Below are 18,166 nucleotides of genomic sequence, written 5' to 3'. Positions count from 1 at the left end.
TATGCTGAATGAGAAAAATAATAAATGACTCAGGCTGTTACCACACGATTGTCCACTGCGCCTGTAAGACCTGGCAGCAGTTGTCGATTTAATGTCTATTCTTGCTGGAAGGCATAAAACGCCTTGAAGATGAAGAGCTCATCATTAGTCGGGTCCCTTGTTGAGCCAGGACAAGTTTAACTTATCGCTTTCAACCCTTACGATGATAAATGATCTTATCCACCCATAATGGACATACGGCTAAATGAGTAAATTCTCAAGTAAGAGGCAGGATCTGTATCAACCAGTAAGAAGCCCCAGAAACAGCACCGGCTGAATTCCGTCAGGAAGCTCTGAAACTCGCTGAATGTACGTTGCCCGCGAACGATTGTTAATCAGCGCCATAGCAAGAATAATTGTTTGTTTCACAAGGAGATAGAAAAAACTATAGCTTTGCGCCGGGGCGGAGGCAGGAGGAGATAACTCGTTGTAATAGAATGTTTTTATATGGCGACCTTAAGAGAAATGCTTTCGCCTCGGTATACCACCCGCTATGAAGACCTGCTTCAGGTTAAGTGGCAGGTTTATCCCGATTTTCACATTCCTGATGTAATGGAACCGCAGCCACATCGTATGCAAGAACGGGCTGCGGCAAGCTGGCGATCGTTCGATAGTGCGAGTATTGAATGGTTGCCAGTTGCGGCGGATTTTACTTGTTCAGGATGACTAACCAATGTGTTTAATCTGAAACTAGCCACCTGTTCAACTTTTCGCGATCGCTTTTGTTGGCATCACTATTAAGCCTTCGTCTACATGGGTATTTGGCATCGAGAGTCCCCCAATGGAAGAGGGGAGTGATGTATTGGGCAGTGAGTTTGTTTGGTCGGGGGATTTATACGCAAAATGGCCCGAAATACGTCCGAATTTCTGTATTCGGTCTTTTTTCTTTATACCACGATAAAACCTGATTTAACATTTTTAAAACAGAAAATCAGAGCATCATGTATGCCTTTTCGTCACGTCCATCAAGGTATATTTTTGTTGTGTTCTCTGAAGTATGTCCCAGGAGTTTCTGAGCAAACCCTTCGCCGTAAGCGTCTTTATACAGTCGTCCGGATAAGCTGCGGATCTCGTGAAACGGCGGTGGGTTTTCACTGAAATTTATTCCGGTCAATTTTCGTGCCGCAACAAATTTTTTAGTCAGGCTATCAGGATGAATACTCCCGTTCGGGCTGTTTTTGCGTATGCCAGCGCTGATAAGGTATTCGCTACGGCTTACCAGGCGGCAACGATCAATCACCGTACTGAGGCGTAAACCCATGGAAGGAGGGGTGAGCGAAAGTGGCAGAGCGATTTTCATCTCGGTCTTGATTTGCTTAACGTACAGTCGCTCATCAATAATGTGACTGAACTGAGACTGTAATATAAAATTGTGTAATTGCCTGTGTTTGATATGTTCACTCCAGTAACGGGGACAGGCAATTATGGACGAAAAGAAACTCAAAGCCCTTGCGGTTGAACTGACTAAAGGCCTTAAAACCGAAGCCGACCTCAATCCGTTTTCCCGTATGCTGACGAAATTAACCGTCGAAACGGTGCTCAATGCGGAGCTGGCTGACCACCCCGGGTATGAGAAAAATGCGCCCAAAACAGGCTCAAACACCCGTAATGGCTACTCGTCCAAAACGGTGTTGTGCGATGACGGCGAGATAGAACTCAACACACCGCGTGACCGTGAAAACACCTTCGAACCACAGCTGCTTAAGAAGCACCAGACGCGCATTACGCAGATGGACAGCCAAATTTTATCCCTCTACGCCAAAGGCATGACTACCCGCGAAATCGTCGCCACCTTCAAAGAGATGTACGACGCCAATGTGTCACCCTCGCTGATATCTAAAGTCACCGACGCCGTAAAAGAGCAGGTCACTGAGAGGCAAAACCGGCAACCGGATGCGCTGTACCCCATTGTTTATATGGACTGCATTGTTGTCAAAGTCCGTCAGAATGGCAGCGTAATCAACAAAGCCGTCTTCCTGGCACTGGGTATCAACACCGAAGGCCAGAAAGAGTTACTGGGTAGGTGGCTGGCCGAAAATGAAGGCGAAAAGTTCTGGCTAAGCGTGCTGACGGAGCTGAAAACCCGGGGCGTTCAGGACATCCTGATTGCCTGTGTGGATGGTCTGAAGGGCTTCCCGGATGCGATAAACAGCGTCTTCCCGCAGCCCCATATCCAGCTGTGCAGTATCCACATGGTGCGTAACAGTCTGAAATACGTAGCCTGGAAAGGCTACAAAGTCGCCACCAGCGGCCTCAGGCCCCGACCGAAGAGGCGGCACTGATGGCGATGGATGCGTTCGCGAAAGCCCGGGACGATAAATATCCGCAAATCAGCAAAAGCTGGCGTGCGCACTGGGAAAACCTCAATACGCTCTTCAGTTATCCGCCGGATATCCGCAAGGCCATCTACACCACAAACGCAATCTAATCCCTGAACTGCGTGATCCGTGCCGCGATTAAGAAACGCAAGGTGTTCCCGACGGATGACTCAGTACGAAAAGTTATTTATCTGGCGATCAAGGATGCGTCAAAAAATGGAGTATGCCGATCCAGAACTGGCGGCTGGCGATGAGCCGTTTTATTATCGAGTTCGGTGACCGCCTGAGCGATCACCTTTAATAACTGGGCAGTTACACAGAATTACTGACAGGCTCATTCTTTTGTGTTGCGCCTCTCTGTTTCTATTGTTTTAGATAGCCATGAGAGCTCCGTCGCTGAGAATTTTAGTCGTGGGGTTCTTTCTTCTGCACCGGGTGGGCGCATTTCATAACTGCAGGACCACCTGCTGAATACTGTATAGCTCTGTATATCGCATGTTGTTGAGGTCAGTGTGCAATTCCTCGGTACTGGCTTGTCCTGTATAGGGCTGGAGATTTCTGGGCAATGTCCTTTTGGACCTGAACATATGTTTTTGATTGAAAATGGCATCGTGTTTTATCCTTTACACTGTGAAATGTTGTTTTGTGCTCTTCTGTTGTGATTGGTGATGTGACGGGATCGTCCATGCACCCTTCCTTTTATTGACGGCGTATCAGTCCATTGATGCCATGCTTGCTTAATTTGTCCAGCATCAGCAAGCCGTCGTTTTCTTTCTGCTGCAATTCAAGCAACTTAAACCGTATTTCGTTAAGTAAAGGTTTAATAACTCCGCGCTTGCGAACCACCTTTTTGATAACGTCTTTTTCGAAGTATAAACGGCAGAAATGATTTTCATAATTCGCCTATACTCTTCACCCAGCGCTGGCAAATCTTCAACGCTGAAAGGCTGGGGAGAAGGGCGTCCAGTTGCTGAACGGAGAGCGAACCATACGCCCTGATTCCACGTGTTATCAAACTTCATACCGTGGTTATCATCCAGACAAGGCGCTTGAGGTTGCTCATGTCTTTTGGGGAAAGAGGTTCGGTGGTGGGTACTGGATATCCTGGATCGGGAAGTGGGTTCCACTGGTGCCAAATACAGGGGGCTGGTAAACCGGGTGGATACCTCAAATCCTGACAGGCCAGAGCACCAGCCTGATAAAATCGTATTACTGATTTCTAACCAGTGGCACATTAATTGTACCAGCTCAGACTCCAACTGACAGTTTGCTTTAAGCGAGTAGCGGACGTGACCTGCCCCCAGGAGTAAAAACAAACTTTCTATTGATACATTTAATTAACTTATTTATAACGTTATATTCCAAATACAAACTTGTTCAATTGGGCATGTATGGACATTCAAATCACACATCAAGTTACTGAATTTGATAAAGAAGAACTATTAGCCGGATTAAGAAGCTACAATGCTCAGTTCGTCGATTTTAGTAAAAATGGGCAGCTTGGGGTCTACTGCAGAAACGAAAGCGGCGAAATGGTAGGCGGATTAATTGCTGACAGAAAAGGTCCGTGGCTCTGCATCGACTATCTTTGGGTAAGTGAATCTGCAAGGAACTGCGGTCTGGGGAGCAAACTTATGGCGATGGCCGAAAAAGAAGGTTTGCGGAAAGGCTGTGCTCATGGACTTGTAGATACCTTTAGCTTCCAGGCTCTCCCTTTTTATGAAAAACAGGGTTATATACTTCAAATGTCGCTACCGGACTTTCCTAAAGTAGGTTCGCAAAGGCATTATTTAATTAAGCTCGGTTTATAGCTTTGCTGCATTTGAATACCCATAGCTTTATGAAAGCTGTAATCAGGTAGCTTTAAAATATATCGTACCGTTGGCCTGTACACACCATGATCAGCGTCCGCTTCTGGCACAGGGCGGACAGTCAGATTAGGTTTGGCTGTCAGCTCACATTTGAGCTAATACCCCCTGGCACGGCTAGAGATACTCAGACAGCCGCTTGTAGGCGGCATGGTACGGATACAAAAACATATAGCGCTGTTATATAAACTGTAAACTGGGCTGTGCGTATAATACGAATCTTTCACTCAGAGAAACCTGCTGACAGCGTTAGTACTCCATTAATTAATTTTGTACTAAATCTCTGTGGTATGGCACAGGCGTTTAGAAGACAGGTCAATTGCGATCTGCTAGCTGGGATTTCGTCGCGCCGCTCAAAAATGCACAGAGTTTTTCACCCGCCGTCAATGGCTCAATGGGCGTTTTTCCGAGGGCGGTCTCAGTCATGACGATGGCAGGACCAATAAGCATGGACCATACTTCACTCGCGTCTTGCTCAAGCGATGTGAAGGCAAGGAACAGTGTTTTATCTGAAGGAAAGCGGTGCTGAGTATTAAAAAGTTTCAGCCAGGCGCGGGACTGCCGGTCGGCCTGGGCTGATCGCGTGCCGAAGCGGAGTACTCTTTTTAGTATGGCGATACCCACAATGCCTGGCCCCAGAATAAAGGGACTCCCGACGTTTATGGTGACGCCGACCCCGAGAAAAATGAGGGCGAATGACAACACGTTATCTACTCTTCTGGTCAGAGTACTGTACAGCTTTTCCAGAGAGTACCGGTAAAGAATTTGATAACTGATTTCATCCTTGCTCATACATCTCCAGATGTTTTTTCGATTACGCTCCGGTATGCTCCCGGAATTCTGACAGATTCTGCAATTATGCCACACTTCCTGGAGGGTATTAATTAGATAGAATATAAATAGAAGGCAAATATTTTGAGCTTTTAGTCGATATCGCTTTGAATATCATTTCTCCTGCACCAGGAGATGCTGTTGTCGAGAATCGTGTCAAACGTTGCTGCGTCGGTCGGACTGCACAGGGTAACTCTCGCAGTCAGACTCTCATTATGGTCTCTAAATTGGATAACCCGCAGTCGTAACACGCCGGATGTCACGACTGACGCTATTATTACCCTGGCTTGTTAAAGCGGCATGACCACATTTTCTATATATAATAATTGGTTGTCTTTCGACCAGTATTGTCGAGTTTTTTGGTTTAATTCAACAATCCATTTAAAAACGCCTGCCGTTGCCAGATCAGTACAGTATTTTTCATAGGAATGCTCCCCCGAAAAGTGTTTATCTGAAGTCAATTTTATTAATTGCGTATTCGGTGTTGAATTGACTTTAATCAGCTTTCTATTGCTTTTAATAGAAATGAAGTGGCCTGCATGAGTGATAATTTTCACATTGCCGGTAGCAACAAAATAGATGTAATAAGCGATATTATTATATTCCAGATCGATTAGAAATGCGTTGAAATTTGCATCCTTTCTGACGCGCTCGAAAAAGTGGTTAAGCATAAGCTGTAATTCCATTTGTTAACCTATTGTAAGTTATAATGTTATATGTTGTGTTAGAGTATTGTTGCTTAAAAGCAGCCATACAAAGATGTTACCTAAAAGCAATAATAATCGCCTGGTATCATATAGTTTACGTTATGATTGGAATAGTGTTGCAATTGTTACTGATTATTTCTCGTAGCGCGTTTTTTTGACCACTAATAGATGCGTCAATCCATTTCATTTGTAGTTTTTCTGAACGTCATGAAAAGTCATAATATATAAAAATCAGTTAATTAATTGATGTTTAGATAAGGATTACAGTGACGGAGAGGTTTGGCGTGGCGACTTTATAGGTTTTGAAAAAGCGGCTAACTCGCTGGCAGGATAATTGGTAGCCAGCCTGCGAATGGGGGCAAAATCGTAATAACATCAGCATAAATAATAATATTCATGAATGTTTTATGTGACGCAGCAGTTGAATTGAAGTGATGTTTTACCTGTTCAGGATTGTCCCGATAAAAATGTTCCTCGATAAAAGTCGATCACCTTGCGCCGAAAAAAAACAGGCTAAGTGACAGAAGAACAAAATCCATCAGGAAAATAAAATTTATAAATATCAATGAGTAAAAATGGTTGTGGAGAAGGTGGCTATTTTTTGAAAGCAAGAAATATAAACAAAGTGTAGCTATGCATAGTTATCTAAAAGGAGAACTACCGTGACTAACATAACACTATCCACCCAGCACTACAGAATCCATAGAAGTGACGTTGAACCAGTAAAAGAAAAAACAACGGAGAAGGACATTTTTGCGAAAAGTATTACTGCCGTTAGAAATAGCTTTATCAGCCTGTCGACGAGTCTGTCAGATCGTTTTAGCCTGCATCAACAAACAGACATACCGACTACCCATTTTCATCGTGGGAGCGCCTCTGAGGGTAGGTCAGTATTAACCAGTAAAACTGTTAAAGATTTTATGCTGCAAAAGCTCAATAGCCTGGATATCAAAGGTAATGCGAGTAAAGATCCGGCCTATGCTCGTCAGACATGCGAAGCCATATTATCAGCCGTGTACAGTAATAATAAAGATCACTGTTGTAAATTACTCATCAGTAAAGGGGTCAGTATTACCCCCTTTCTGAAAGAGATAGGAGAGGCTGCGCAGAATGCGGGGCTACCTGGGGAGATAAAAAATGGTGTATTTACTCCAGGTGGGGCAGGGGCGAATCCTTTTGTCGTCCCCCTCATTGCTTCCGCGAGTATTAAATATCCGCATATGTTTATAAATCATAATCAGCAGGTATCTTTTAAAGCGTATGCTGAGAAAATCGTTATGAAAGAGGTTACGCCGCTGTTTAATAAGGGGACGATGCCAACGCCACAACAATTTCAGTTAACTATAGAAAATATTGCGAATAAGTATCTTCAGAATGCCTCCTGAAGGTAGTAAATACAATACTGCTATTAACCATATGAATTAATAGCAGATTTTCTGAAACTATATATTCATTTTTATGGCGACGCTTTTAACAAAACGTCGTCATATTTATTTTAATATAAAAATCAAATGGATACACTTAAAACTTAAAATAATTGTTATTACTCTAAATGCCGGTATAACCAGACAGCTTTTTTTGAAACGCTGCGTGTTGTTAAGTTTATGATACCCGCGCACGGATGATGTCTCGATAAGGATTAATGGTCTGTTAACTGTCAGGAGAGGTTATGCCGCCTTTAAAAAAAATTGTGCTGCGCCTGTTTGTGGGGGCGATGGTCGCCACGGTAACGACACCTGCATTGGCGCTGGTTTGCCTTGAGGATCACTCCGCTAAAGAGTGTGCTATATCGTGTGCTGAGGCGATGTGGTTTATGTTTCCGATATGTTTTTAAGGAGGAAGAGTATTGAAGGTGAACAGGCGATAGTGAGTAGCTCGCTGCGCCAGGGGATAACCCTCCCCTGGCGCAGCCAGTTATATTTTATTGCGATGATAACAAAGCATTTACTCGCTAATGGTGAAATTCGCTATTTACAACAGCGCACGCTTACTAAGCAAAAAAATCTGCACACGCTATCTTTTTATATCTGTCCTGGATAATGAACGACAGGAAAAACATGATGCGGCCTGAAGAGATTTATCAGCGAATAGAGGCAAAGAATTGGCGGCATGTCTGGGTGGTTGGCGATATTCACGGCTGTTTTTCAATGTTAATGAAAAGGTTACGTGAGTGTCGATTTGATCCGCAACAAGACTTGTTAGTTTCTGTGGGCGATCTCATTGATAGAGGCCCGGACAGCCTGGGTTGCCTGGCTTTACTGCGTGAGTCCTGGATGACGGCGGTTCGCGGCAATCATGAACAAATGGCGCTGGATGCGCGGGCCTCATCGCAGTCGACGCTGTGGTTGATGAATGGTGGCGACTGGTTTACCCGCCTGACCGCTGAACACGCTGCGCAAGCTGAAGCGCTTTTTATCCTTTGTCAGCGACTGCCCTGGATACTGGAAGTTCGCTGCCGCCATAGCACGCATGTGATCGCTCATGCTGATTATCCAGCGTCAACCTATCAATGGCAAAAAAAGGTCGACTTACATCAGGTTCTCTGGAGCCGCGAACGGCTCATAAATAAGCGCGGTGGGATTAGCGGAGCCGATCATTTTTGGTTTGGCCATACGCCGTTGCGCAGGCGCATGGATTTCGCCAACGTACACTATATTGATACGGGCGCGGTATTTGGCGGGCAATTGACGTTAGCGCGGATACAATAGCGGTATCAGCGACCAGGGTTAAAAATCGCTATATTGCTGCGCAGGTCGCCAGAAGCCGTCGATAAAATCCTCTACCGGAAAACAGCCGCCATGGCGAATCCGTTGATCGTCCATCGAATAAAGACATTGCTGCTCGGTATCGTAGATGTCCACGACAATATCCTCGCATCCTCCATCCAGGTAACATACAAAAAGTACCAGCGCGAACATTACATCCTCAATGTTAACTACTTTACACGATAGTGTAGGAGAGGTTAGCGCAGGGGGGAAATGAGAAAAGGAAGAATAAATAACCCGCCTGGCGACGGGTTCTTTTTGAGTCAGGCAAGACGCATAACCCAGGCATCAGATTTAGGATCGTAATGAGTACGGAACAAAACGGAATGTTCCCCGTTGAGAATGGCGGGAACGCTGGTTTCGGCATCCCAGGCGTCCAGTTGCATACATAAATCCGGATCGGATTTACAGGGGATAGTTAACGTTCGCTCCCCCGGCGATTCGCCATGTAATTCGGCATCGTCGATTTCAAAAGCGCCAATGCGCACACTGGTTTTCATCATCGTGCTCTCCGTTAATACGCTAATTGTGGTACGACCAGTTTAGTCGTCCATTTTTCAGCGTAGTCAATGTACGCAAAAGCGCCAGTCAAAAAGTGCGGTTTTTTTGTGCGCCTTTTAACTATTACCAGTAAAGAGTTTGCCATCCCGCACCAGTTCACGCGGGTAACTGTTCTTTATTCTTGAGCCGATACGTTTTGCCAGACCAAGCGGCTGACGCTGGAACGTCACCAGGACATCATCAGCGGCAGGGGGTGTTTGCGGATAAATATCCCGACCGCGATACCACTCCTCCGCCTCTTGCGCAGAGAGTTCGAATGCGTGAGCATGAGTCGGGCAGGCAAGGGCTATCGTCGCCTCATGTTGCCAGCGATAGCCTTTATTATGACTTTCAGCCAGTTTAATGCCGAGCCGGGAAAAACGGACTTTTCCGATCAGTGATTCAATCTCTGCCGGGAACAGCCAGACCTCTTTTTCACGCTGCCAAAGATGGAGATTTTCATCCCATAACAGTCCGACGGCGTTGGCCGCCTGGGTAACGTGTAATGCTTCGCGGCCTTTGAGGGGGGTAAAAGGAAACGCCCCCACTTTATACCCCGGCGCGGGCATGGCTGGAAGGGATGACATTTTACGCAGACGTGCGACGAAGAATCCTTCGCAGTCGTAAATTTGCGGGAAGACGTGCAGGAAGCCTTCCGGGGTGAGGGCGCGGTCAGCGTCAGGAAACAGATCACCCAGCGGCAAAAATTCAACGGCGTCGGCGTAGGTCTCTTGCAGCCAGAGGCAGACCTCTTCGTTTTCCTGGCGATTTAACGTGCAGGTGGAGTAGACCAGCGTGCCGCCGGGTCGTAAAGCATGAAAAGCGCTGTTGAGCAGTTCCCGCTGTGTCGCCGCGATATCCAGATTGCTTTCTGGCGACCAGTTTTTTAGCGCATCAGGATCTTTACGTACTACGCCTTCGCCAGAGCAGGGCGCATCCAGCAGGATAGCGTCAAACATCTCCGGTAACGCAGCGCCAAATACGCGGCCATCGAAATGCGTCAGTGCGGTATTGGCGATTCCACATCGGCTGATATTAGCGTGCAGAACTTTGACGCGGCTGGCCGAAAATTCGTTGGCCAGAATGGCGCCGCGGTTCCCCATGCGGGCAGCGATCTGCGTGGTTTTGGAGCCAGGCGCCGCTGCCATATCCATGACCCGCTGCGGATGATTATCATCGGCGAACAGGGCCGCGACCGGCAGCATCGAACTGGCCTCCTGAATGTAAAACAGGCCGCTTAAATGCTCAGCGGTACTGCCAAGCGGCAATGCCTCTTCATCATCGCGCTCGATCCAGAATCCTTCATGACACCACGGAATTGGCGTGAGCGACCAGCCGTAGGGCGCGATTAGGGCAAGGAAATCAGCCACGGATATTTTAAGCGTATTGATGCGTATACTGCGGCGCAACGGGCGTTGGCAGGCCGAAATAAATTCATCAAAAGAGAGCGTGGAAGGCATTGCTTCACGCATTTGCGTCAGAAAAGCGTCAGGAAAATAGACAGCGTGTTGAGCCACAGGTGTATCGCCGGCAAAAAAACAGGCGCGCAGTGTAGCATAAAACGCTCCGGCGCGAGTACGCCGGAGCCGGGTGTTTAACGTGGCAGAGCGGTACCCCATTCACGCCACTCTTTCGGTTCGCTCTCTTGTAACAGGAAATGCTTACCGGCTTGCGCTTTTGGCGCCAGCGGCGTACCTGGTGGAGTAGCGAAGGCGATACCGCCACGGATGAACTGATTAAATGTCCCCGTTTTCACCACGCCGCCTGTCAGACCAAAGTCGAGACTATAGCCGGAGGCAAGCCAGAATACGGAGTTATTACGCACCAGATATTGGTAACGCTTACTGATGCGCAAGGTGATCATCACGCGATCGGAGAGCGACCCCAGGGACATTCCGGTGACGGTTCCCACTTCGATACCGCGAAACAGGACGGGGGTACCAATATTAAGCGAGCCTGCTTCTGGCGCCTCCACGACGATGCTTAACCCATCCAGATAGCGTGAGTCGGTAATCGTGGCTTCCTGCAGTTCAAAGTCGCGCCGTGCCGCGCCGCGTCCTGGCTCAACGTTAATATAGGGCTGGAGAATCGTATCCAGATGCTCGACGCCCGCCGCGGAAATTTGTGGCGTGATAACGGAAAAACGTGTCCCGGCGCGGGCAAATGTCTGTACATACTCCGGATAAAGTACGGCTTTTGCCTGCACTTCATTACGTGCGGTGATCAATTCCAGCGTCTGGATCTGGCCGATATCAATACCGAGGTAACGAATGGGCATCCCTTCCGCCAATTTTCCGGCGTCGAACGCGTGCAGCGTAATTTGTCCGCCTACCGCGCGAGCGGAGGTTTCTGAAGCATAAAGAATGCGTTTATCGCCTTTGCGCCGACTGGCGCTGGCGCCGCTCAGGTTATCAAAACTAATGGCCCCTTTCAGCGCGCGGGAGAGTGGCGAGGCCTGTACCGTTAGGCCGCTGCCGTTAAGTTGCACCTTCGCGCCGCCTTCCGCCCAGAACACGCTATTGCTGGTTAACAGGTGGCGATATTCCGGCTTAATATGCAGGTCGATGTCAAAGGTATTGGCGCGTGGGCGAACGGTGATGACTTCGCCTACTTCAAATTTTCGATACAGCACGACGGAACCTGCCTGGACATCCGGCAACGTTTCGGCTGTCAGCGTCAGGGTGGTAGTCGGTAAGTCACTGAGACTATTTTCCAGCGCTTTTTCCAGGTTAGCATAGAGCGGGTAGGTGGATTTCATCTTCCCGCTCGTACCGGGTAAAATACGAATTCCGCCGTCAATCCACTCGCTGGCGCTGGCGCCGAGGAACTCTACGCCGTCAAGGCCGACTTTGACATCCACCCGGCTGTTGACCACGAATTTACTGTCGCCCTGTACCAAATCCCGGTGCTGCGGTTCAATCGCGACGATGAATGACACGCCTTTACTGGATAAGTTGCGCTCAATGACCTGGCCAATTTTTACGCCATGTAAAATTAACGGCTGGCCCGGTTCGATACCGTAACTTTCCGGGGCCGTCAGCGTCAGGGTTAAGGCATTCGCCTCATGCAGCAGGGCCTTTTCACCCGGCACCACCACAAATTCACTGCGCGGTTCGCCGTCGCCCGGCACCAGCTCGAAGGTTTTTCCGGTTAACAACGAACTGATATTCGCGTCGCTCAGCGACAGTTTGGGATTGCGTAACTCAATACGCGTATTTTCCCGCATCAGCGGAACAACGCTGGGATCGACGGTCATCTCTCCGGTGACTTTACCGCCAGGGTTGAGCGTCAGTTTAGAAAGCTCACCCACCTCCAGTCCCTGGTACATGAGCGGCGTAGATTCCGCCTTCAGACCGTCTCCGCTGGGCAGCTCAAGTTTAACGATTACCCCTCGTTGGCTGTGGGCTAAATCTTTATATAAGCCGAACGTGTCATCCTGGGCGGCGGGTTTGGAATTGTCCGGCGAATCAAACGCAATCGCGCCATTGACCAGGGCTGCGAGGCTCTCCAGTTTCACCTTCGCGCCGCTCAGGCTTAGATCGGCGTCAATGCCGGAGACATTCCAAAAACGGCTGCCTTTTTTCACCAGATCGGTAAACCGTCGCTCAATCAGAACGTCAATCGTCACGCCCTGTTTGTTAGGGTTAATCGAATAGTCATACACCCGTCCGACAGGGATTTTACGGAAATAGACCAGTGAACCGCTATTAAGCGAACCGAGATCCGGCGCATTGAGATGAATCATCAGATCGCCGTTGCTAAGCCGGTATTTAGGCTGTGTATCCAGGGCGACGAAATGATCTCTGGGCTTGCCTTTACCTGGCATCATACCGATGTAATTCCCGCCGACCAACGCATCCAGGCCGGAAACGCCCGCCAGCGAGGCTTTGGGCGTCACCAGCCAGAATTGCGTCTCTTCGCGCAACGCATCTTCCATATCTGATTTGATACTGACGCGAACTTCAATTTTGCGCAGATCTTTGCTCAGACTGACATCTTCCACGGTGCCGACTTCTACTCCCTGATAACGCACGGGAGTACGGCCCGGTACGATACCGTCCGCCGACATAAAATCGATAGTCACGCTATTGCCGCGATCCTGGTAGCTATCCCATACCAGCCACCCCGCGATCATTAGCGCGATAAGCGGTAGCAGCCAGAAAGGTGAAATACGGCGTTTGGTTTTAATTTGCGCTTCAGTCTTCGAAGCGGGCGTTTCCTGACTCATGTGCATCCCAAAGTAAGCGGCTATCCAGCCATTCCACTGCAAGAATAGTCAAAATTACCGCTGCGCCGAAATAAAACGCAGCCGGTCCCATAGTAAAAGCCAGAATCTGATCGCGATTAATCAGAGACATGGTTAACGAGATAACGAAAAGATCAAGCATCGACCAGCGGCCTATCCATGTCACCAGACGCAGCAACAGAATTCGCGTCCGCAGTCCCTGTTGGCATTTAAAATGGATACTCAACAGTAGCGTAAACATCACGATGACTTTGGTAAACGGCACCAAAATACTGGCGATAAAAACGACGGCGGCGACGGCGATATTGCTGCTGGCAAGCGACATAATGCCCGACAGGATAGTATCTTCCTGACGCCCGCCATTAATGTAGATTACCGAGATAGGCAGCAGGTTTGCCGGCAGCAAAAAGACAATAGACGCCAGCAAGGCCGCCCAACACTTCTGTATGCTCTGTTTTCTGCGTAACCGTAGCGGAATATGACAACGCGGGCAGCGTCCTTTCGCATCCGGATAGCCGCTAAAGTGGCAGCCAAGACAGACGCGCAATCTTTCGTCCGCACGTTGAGCAGGGCGCTGCGGATAAAATCGTTCCCATAGTTGTTCCACATTCAGATGAATCATAGTCAGAATGCTAAGAACCACCAACGAAACGAACGCTAAAAGCCCGATGCCCGGCTGCAGAAAGGCATAGTCCTGCACTTTGATAGAGGCAACGCCAATACCGACCAGATAGATGTCCAGCATCACCCACTCTTTCAGTTTTTCCAGCATCAGCAGGACTGGACGCAGATTCATGCCGAGAAGGCTGCCAAACCACAGATAAGCAATTGAAAAAACGAGAATAAGCGGCGCGCCAACCACGCAAAAGAGCACCATTGCGGCGGTTAACGGATCGCCCTGCTGCGTCATTTGCCAGATGCCGTGCATCACATTGGCATCAATGCGTACGCCCAACAGGTAGATATGGAGTAACGGTTCGCTCCAGGCAAACGGCATTAATAGCAGCATGGTTACCGCCATCGCGGTCAGCCGCGTCAGCGACCAGTCGCGCCCATCGCGAATTTTGGCCTGGCAACGAGGACAATAAGCGCTTTGATGAGCGCTCATCTCCGGCAAGCTGAACAGCATGTCGCATTCAGGGCAGCGCTGGTAGTGGCTGCGCGGCAGCGCTTCGCTAATTGACCTGATCGTTAGCTTTTTTGTTGGCGTGACGTGTGAGGTGTTCAGAGCCATGTATCGTGAATCAAAGTGTTAGAATAATGTAATCTTAACTCATGACAGGAATAATCTTGAGCAAGAACGCATTTAATGCTTATTTTAATAGCCTGTGTTTAGGAGTAAGACCACGAAGTGATTATATAATGAGCAAAACAGAACTATACGCGGCGTTAAACCGCGATTTTCAGTCGTTAATGGCAGGTGAAACCAGCTTTCTGGCCACGCTGGCGAATACCAGCGCGCTACTGTTCGAACGCCTTACCGAGGTGAACTGGGCGGGATTTTATCTCCTCGAAGGCGATACGCTGGTGTTGGGGCCGTTTCAGGGGCGAATCGCCTGTGTGCGGATTCCGGTTGGTCGCGGCGTGTGCGGCGCAGCGGTAGCGCAGAATAAGGTTCAACGTATTGATGATGTTCATGCGTTTGACGGCCATATTGCCTGTGATGCCGCCAGCAACGCCGAAATTGTGCTGCCTGTCACGGTTGGCGAACGGATTATCGGCGTGCTGGATATAGATAGCACGGCGTTTGGCCGTTTTACCGAAGAAGATGAACACGGCCTGCGTACGCTGGTCGCACAGCTTGAAACCGTGCTTGCAACGACGGATTACAAAAAATTCTTTGCGAGCGTCGCAGGATAATCAACGGATAACGTAGCAATTACTGATGGCGTCATTATAATGACGCCTGTTCATGCCTGCTGCTTGTTGGCTACGTCCGTTGTAATCAGGAAATTTCATGGAAAATCAACCTAAGTTGAATAGCAGTAAAGAAGTTATCGCGTTTCTGGCCGAGCGTTTTCCTCACTGTTTTAGTGCGGAAGGCGAAGCTCGCCCGCTGAAAATTGGTATTTTTCAGGATCTGGTAGAGCGAGTTGGGGGCGAAATGAACCTCAGCAAAACGCAACTTCGTTCCGCTTTACGTCTTTATACTTCAAGCTGGCGTTACCTGTACGGCGTTAAGCCGGGCGCAACGCGCGTCGACCTTGATGGCAATCCGTGCGGCGAGCTGGAAGAACAGCATGTCGAACATGCGCGTAAGCAGCTTGAAGAAGCCAAAGCCCGTGTTCAGGCGCAGCGCGCAGAGCAGCAAGCGAAAAAACGCGAAGCTGCCGCGGCGGCTGGCGAAAAAGAAGACGCGCCGCGACGCGAGCGTAAACCTCGCCCGGTAGCGCGTCGTAAAGAAGGCGCTGAACGTAAACCTCGCGCTGATAAACCGACGACGAAAGCGCCGCGTGCGCCTCGCGAAGAGAAGCACACGCCGGTTTCTGATATTTCAGTATTGACCGTAGGGCAGTCCCTCAAGGTGAAAGCGGGTAATAATGCGATGGATGCCACCGTATTAGAAATCACCAAAGATGGTGTCCGTGTACAGCTGAATTCGGGTATGTCTTTGATTGTACGCGCAGAACACCTGGTGTTCTGAAACGGAGGCCAGGCCTGGCATGAACACTTTTTTTAGGCTTACCGCGTTAGCTGGCCTGCTTGCATTAGCAGGCCAGTCCTTCGCCGTGGAAGATATTACGCGTGCCGATCAAATTCCCGTACTAAAGGAAGAGACGCAACATGCGACGGTGAGCGAGCGCGTAACGTCGCGTTTTACCCGCTCCCACTATCGCCAGTTCGATCTGGATGAGGCATTTTCGGCAAAGATTTTTGATCGCTATCTGAATCTTCTCGACTATAGCCACAACGTTTTGTTGGCGAGCGATGTCGAGCAGTTTGCGAAAAAGAAAACCGTGTTGGGCGATGAGCTGCGCACGGGTAAGCTGGATGTTTTTTACGATCTTTATAACCTGGCGCAAAAGCGCCGGTTTGAACGTTACCAGTACGCGCTAAAAGTGCTGGAACGGCCAATGGATTTCACCGGAAACGATACGTTTAACCTGGACCGCAGTAAAGCGCCCTGGCCGAAAGATGAGGCTGAGCTAAATGCGCTGTGGGATGGTAAAGTGAAATTCGATGAGCTCAGTCTGAAACTCACCGGCAAGAGCGACAAAGAAATTCGCGAAACGCTGACGCGTCGCTACAAATTCGCTATTCGTCGCCTGGCGCAGACCAACAGTGAAGATGTGTTCTCACTGGCGATGACCGCTTTTGCGCGTGAAATCGACCCGCATACGAATTATCTTTCTCCCCGCAATACCGAGCAGTTTAATACCGAAATGAGCCTGTCTCTGGAAGGTATCGGCGCGGTGCTGCAAATGGATGACGATTACACTGTCATTAACTCATTGGTCGCCGGCGGCCCAGCAGCGAAGAGCAAGTCGATTAGCGTCGGCGATCGTATCGTCGGCGTAGGGCAGGCCGGAAAACCGATGGTCGACGTCATTGGCTGGCGTCTTGACGATGTGGTGGCGCTGATCAAAGGGCCAAAAGGCAGCAAGGTCCGACTGGAAATACTGCCGGCTGGTAAAGGGACGAAAACGCGTATCATCACGCTGACGCGTGAACGGATTCGTCTTGAAGATCGCGCGGTTAAAATGTCGGTGAAAACCGTCGGCAAGGAAAAAGTTGGCGTACTGGATATTCCTGGCTTCTATGTTGGCTTGACCGATGATGTCAAAGTTCAGCTTCAGAAGCTGGAAAAACAGAATGTTAACAGCATCGTTATCGATCTGCGTTCAAACGGCGGTGGGGCGCTGACGGAAGCCGTTTCGCTTTCCGGTCTGTTTATCCCTTCTGGTCCGATAGTTCAGGTGCGCGACAATAACGGCAAAGTGCGTGAGGATAGCGACACCGACGGCGTGGTCTACTACAAAGGCCCGCTGGTGGTGCTGGTCGATCGTTTCAGTGCCTCGGCATCGGAAATCTTCGCTGCCGCGATGCAGGATTATGGTCGCGCGCTGATTGTCGGTGAGCCGACCTTCGGTAAAGGGACGGTACAGCAATATCGTTCGCTAAACCGAATTTACGATCAGATGCTTCGCCCGGAATGGCCTGCGCTGGGTTCGGTGCAGTACACCATTCAGAAGTTTTACCGTGTCAACGGCGGTAGTACGCAGCGTAAAGGGGTCACGCCGGATATCATCATGCCGACTGGCAATGAAGAGACGGAAACCGGAGAAAAATTTGAAGATAACGCCTTGCCGTGGGATAGCATTGATGCGGCGAAATACGTGAAATCGGACGATTTGGCCCCGTTTGGCCCGGAATTATTGAAAGAACACAACGCGCGTATCGCCAAAGATCCTGAGTTTCAGTACATCATGAAGGATATTGCACGTTTCAATGCCATGAAGGATAAGCGCAACATCGTCTCTCTGAATTATGCGCAGCGTGAGAAAGAGAACAATGAAGAAGACGCTCTGCGTCTGGCGCGTATTAACGATCGGTTTAAACGTGAGGGTAAACCGTTGCTGAAGAAACTGGATGATCTGCCAAAGGATTACCAGGAGCCGGACCCGTACCTTGATGAAACGGTGAAGATTGCTCTGGACCTGGCGCATCTTGAAAAAGAAAAACCAGCGGAGCAGGCGGCAGCCAATAAGTAACGCTAAACAGGCACAAAAAATTGTGCCTGTTTTTTTTGTCTATGGAAAACCCCCAGCTAGGCTGGGGGTTCCGGAAAGCTTTCAGCTTTAAGTCAGTTATTAAAACCCCTTTTGATTTGTTAAAACATCTTGCGGTCTGG

At 49.0% G+C, this 18,166-nt stretch carries 17 protein-coding genes and 2 pseudogenes; 9 read left to right on the top strand and 10 right to left on the bottom strand.

The features are described from left to right. Positions 1 to 970: 970 nt before the first annotated feature. Positions 971 to 1,390 (bottom strand): annotated as a pseudogene (locus HV477_RS24785) (tyrosine-type recombinase/integrase); the annotation flags it as partial. A gap of 73 nt (positions 1,391 to 1,463) precedes the next feature. On the opposite strand from HV477_RS24785, the pseudogene HV477_RS24780 reads away from it, so the two are divergent. Next, a pseudogene (locus HV477_RS24780) lies at positions 1,464 to 2,658 on the top strand (IS256 family transposase). A gap of 145 nt (positions 2,659 to 2,803) precedes the next feature. Here the strand turns inward: HV477_RS24780 and HV477_RS24775 are convergent. After that, the gene (locus HV477_RS24775) at positions 2,804 to 2,944 is read right to left on the bottom strand and encodes a hypothetical protein (protein WP_079898760.1); all 141 of its coding nucleotides are present in this window, start codon (positions 2,942 to 2,944) and stop codon (positions 2,804 to 2,806) included. Positions 2,945 to 3,109: 165 nt separating this feature from the next. After that, entirely contained in the window at positions 3,110 to 3,379 is a 270-nt protein-coding gene (locus HV477_RS24770) for a hypothetical protein (protein ID WP_001752421.1), read from the bottom strand. A gap of 369 nt (positions 3,380 to 3,748) precedes the next feature. On the opposite strand from HV477_RS24770, the gene HV477_RS24765 reads away from it, so the two are divergent. Continuing rightward, positions 3,749 to 4,168 carry a GNAT family N-acetyltransferase gene (locus HV477_RS24765; RefSeq protein WP_079898761.1) on the top strand — a complete coding sequence of 140 codons (420 nt, stop codon included), beginning with the start codon at positions 3,749 to 3,751 and terminating at the stop codon, positions 4,166 to 4,168. 372 nt (positions 4,169 to 4,540) lie between these two features. Here the strand turns inward: HV477_RS24765 and HV477_RS24760 are convergent, their stop codons facing one another. Both HV477_RS24760 and HV477_RS24755 read right to left on the bottom strand, forming a co-directional pair. Next, a complete protein-coding gene (locus HV477_RS24760; RefSeq protein WP_000030942.1) occupies positions 4,541 to 5,017 on the bottom strand; it encodes a hypothetical protein in 477 nt (158 codons plus the stop codon). Between the two features lie 329 nt (positions 5,018 to 5,346). Further along, on the bottom strand, positions 5,347 to 5,742 hold the full coding sequence (locus HV477_RS24755) for a DUF1398 domain-containing protein (RefSeq protein WP_000422890.1): 396 nt from the start codon (positions 5,740 to 5,742) through the stop codon (positions 5,347 to 5,349). 683 nt (positions 5,743 to 6,425) lie between these two features. On the opposite strand from HV477_RS24755, the gene sopE2 reads away from it, so the two are divergent. From sopE2 to pphA, 4 genes are all read left to right on the top strand, one after another. Beyond that, positions 6,426 to 7,148, top strand: coding sequence for an SPI-1 type III secretion system guanine nucleotide exchange factor SopE2 (gene sopE2 / locus HV477_RS24750; protein ID WP_175065500.1), 723 nt, complete (start codon positions 6,426 to 6,428; stop codon positions 7,146 to 7,148). A 284-nt stretch (positions 7,149 to 7,432) separates the two neighbouring features. Further along, complete coding sequence (locus HV477_RS24745) at positions 7,433 to 7,597, top strand: membrane protein (RefSeq protein WP_001134856.1); 165 nt, start codon at positions 7,433 to 7,435, stop codon at positions 7,595 to 7,597. After that, the gene (locus HV477_RS28935) at positions 7,588 to 7,803 is read left to right on the top strand and encodes a hypothetical protein (protein WP_001574231.1); all 216 of its coding nucleotides are present in this window, start codon (positions 7,588 to 7,590) and stop codon (positions 7,801 to 7,803) included. Before HV477_RS24745 ends, HV477_RS28935 begins: the two co-directional genes overlap by 10 nt. Positions 7,804 to 7,820: 17 nt before the next feature. Then, positions 7,821 to 8,471: a protein-serine/threonine phosphatase gene (gene pphA, locus HV477_RS24740; RefSeq protein ID WP_000986176.1), complete on the top strand. Its 651-nt coding sequence runs from the start codon at positions 7,821 to 7,823 to the stop codon at positions 8,469 to 8,471. Positions 8,472 to 8,489: 18 nt separating this feature from the next. On the opposite strand, the gene HV477_RS24735 is transcribed toward pphA, so the two are convergent. The 5 genes from HV477_RS24735 to yebS form a co-directional block, all read right to left on the bottom strand. Then, positions 8,490 to 8,681, bottom strand: a complete 192-nt coding sequence (locus tag HV477_RS24735) for a YebW family protein (protein WP_000457838.1) — start codon at positions 8,679 to 8,681, stop codon at positions 8,490 to 8,492. 110 nt (positions 8,682 to 8,791) lie between these two features. Continuing rightward, entirely contained in the window at positions 8,792 to 9,028 is a 237-nt protein-coding gene (locus tag HV477_RS24730) for a YebV family protein (protein WP_024131108.1), read from the bottom strand. 117 nt (positions 9,029 to 9,145) lie between these two features. Continuing rightward, positions 9,146 to 10,585, bottom strand: coding sequence for a 16S rRNA (cytosine(1407)-C(5))-methyltransferase RsmF (rsmF, locus tag HV477_RS24725; RefSeq protein ID WP_079898836.1), 1,440 nt, complete (start codon positions 10,583 to 10,585; stop codon positions 9,146 to 9,148). Positions 10,586 to 10,662: 77 nt separating this feature from the next. After that, a complete protein-coding gene (locus tag HV477_RS24720; protein WP_001521100.1) occupies positions 10,663 to 13,296 on the bottom strand; it encodes a PqiB family protein in 2,634 nt (877 codons plus the stop codon). Then, positions 13,265 to 14,548 carry a membrane integrity lipid transport subunit YebS gene (gene yebS, locus HV477_RS24715; protein ID WP_001207294.1) on the bottom strand — a complete coding sequence of 428 codons (1,284 nt, stop codon included), beginning with the start codon at positions 14,546 to 14,548 and terminating at the stop codon, positions 13,265 to 13,267. Before yebS ends, HV477_RS24720 begins: the two co-directional genes overlap by 32 nt. A 128-nt stretch (positions 14,549 to 14,676) precedes the next feature. Here yebS and HV477_RS24710 point away from each other — a divergent pair, with 128 nt between their 5' ends. The 3 genes from HV477_RS24710 (at position 14,677) to prc (ending at position 18,026) form a co-directional block, all read left to right on the top strand. Further along, a complete protein-coding gene (locus HV477_RS24710; RefSeq protein WP_001518229.1) occupies positions 14,677 to 15,174 on the top strand; it encodes a GAF domain-containing protein in 498 nt (165 codons plus the stop codon). 97 nt (positions 15,175 to 15,271) lie between these two features. Beyond that, a complete protein-coding gene (gene proQ / locus HV477_RS24705) occupies positions 15,272 to 15,958 on the top strand; it encodes an RNA chaperone ProQ (protein ID WP_000431401.1) in 687 nt (228 codons plus the stop codon). Positions 15,959 to 15,977: 19 nt separating this feature from the next. Next, positions 15,978 to 18,026, top strand: coding sequence for a carboxy terminal-processing peptidase (gene prc, locus HV477_RS24700; RefSeq protein ID WP_001091237.1), 2,049 nt, complete (start codon positions 15,978 to 15,980; stop codon positions 18,024 to 18,026). The last annotated feature ends 140 nt before the right edge of the window (positions 18,027 to 18,166 follow it).

Origin of the sequence: Salmonella sp. SG203 (assembly GCF_013350575.1) — a bacterium.
Classification (GTDB): Bacteria; Pseudomonadota; Gammaproteobacteria; order Enterobacterales; family Enterobacteriaceae; genus Salmonella; species Salmonella enterica.
This window is presented reverse-complemented; position numbering and strand designations above follow the sequence as displayed.

Coding starts and splice junctions, on each gene's coding strand:
- proQ (WP_000431401.1), top strand. CDS start 15,272: ATGGAAAATCAACCTAAGTTGAATAGCAGTAAAGAAGTTATCGCGTTT.
- HV477_RS24735 (WP_000457838.1), bottom strand. CDS start 8,681: ATGTTCGCGCTGGTACTTTTTGTATGTTACCTGGATGGAGGATGCGAG.
- HV477_RS24775 (WP_079898760.1), bottom strand. CDS start 2,944: ATGTTCAGGTCCAAAAGGACATTGCCCAGAAATCTCCAGCCCTATACA.
- HV477_RS24755 (WP_000422890.1), bottom strand. CDS start 5,742: ATGGAATTACAGCTTATGCTTAACCACTTTTTCGAGCGCGTCAGAAAG.
- HV477_RS24745 (WP_001134856.1), top strand. CDS start 7,433: ATGCCGCCTTTAAAAAAAATTGTGCTGCGCCTGTTTGTGGGGGCGATG.
- prc (WP_001091237.1), top strand. CDS start 15,978: ATGAACACTTTTTTTAGGCTTACCGCGTTAGCTGGCCTGCTTGCATTA.
- HV477_RS28935 (WP_001574231.1), top strand. CDS start 7,588: ATGTTTTTAAGGAGGAAGAGTATTGAAGGTGAACAGGCGATAGTGAGT.
- HV477_RS24710 (WP_001518229.1), top strand. CDS start 14,677: ATGAGCAAAACAGAACTATACGCGGCGTTAAACCGCGATTTTCAGTCG.
- HV477_RS24770 (WP_001752421.1), bottom strand. CDS start 3,379: ATGAAGTTTGATAACACGTGGAATCAGGGCGTATGGTTCGCTCTCCGT.
- HV477_RS24720 (WP_001521100.1), bottom strand. CDS start 13,296: ATGAGTCAGGAAACGCCCGCTTCGAAGACTGAAGCGCAAATTAAAACC.
- HV477_RS24730 (WP_024131108.1), bottom strand. CDS start 9,028: ATGAAAACCAGTGTGCGCATTGGCGCTTTTGAAATCGACGATGCCGAA.
- yebS (WP_001207294.1), bottom strand. CDS start 14,548: ATGGCTCTGAACACCTCACACGTCACGCCAACAAAAAAGCTAACGATC.
- HV477_RS24765 (WP_079898761.1), top strand. CDS start 3,749: ATGGACATTCAAATCACACATCAAGTTACTGAATTTGATAAAGAAGAA.
- HV477_RS24760 (WP_000030942.1), bottom strand. CDS start 5,017: ATGAGCAAGGATGAAATCAGTTATCAAATTCTTTACCGGTACTCTCTG.
- pphA (WP_000986176.1), top strand. CDS start 7,821: ATGATGCGGCCTGAAGAGATTTATCAGCGAATAGAGGCAAAGAATTGG.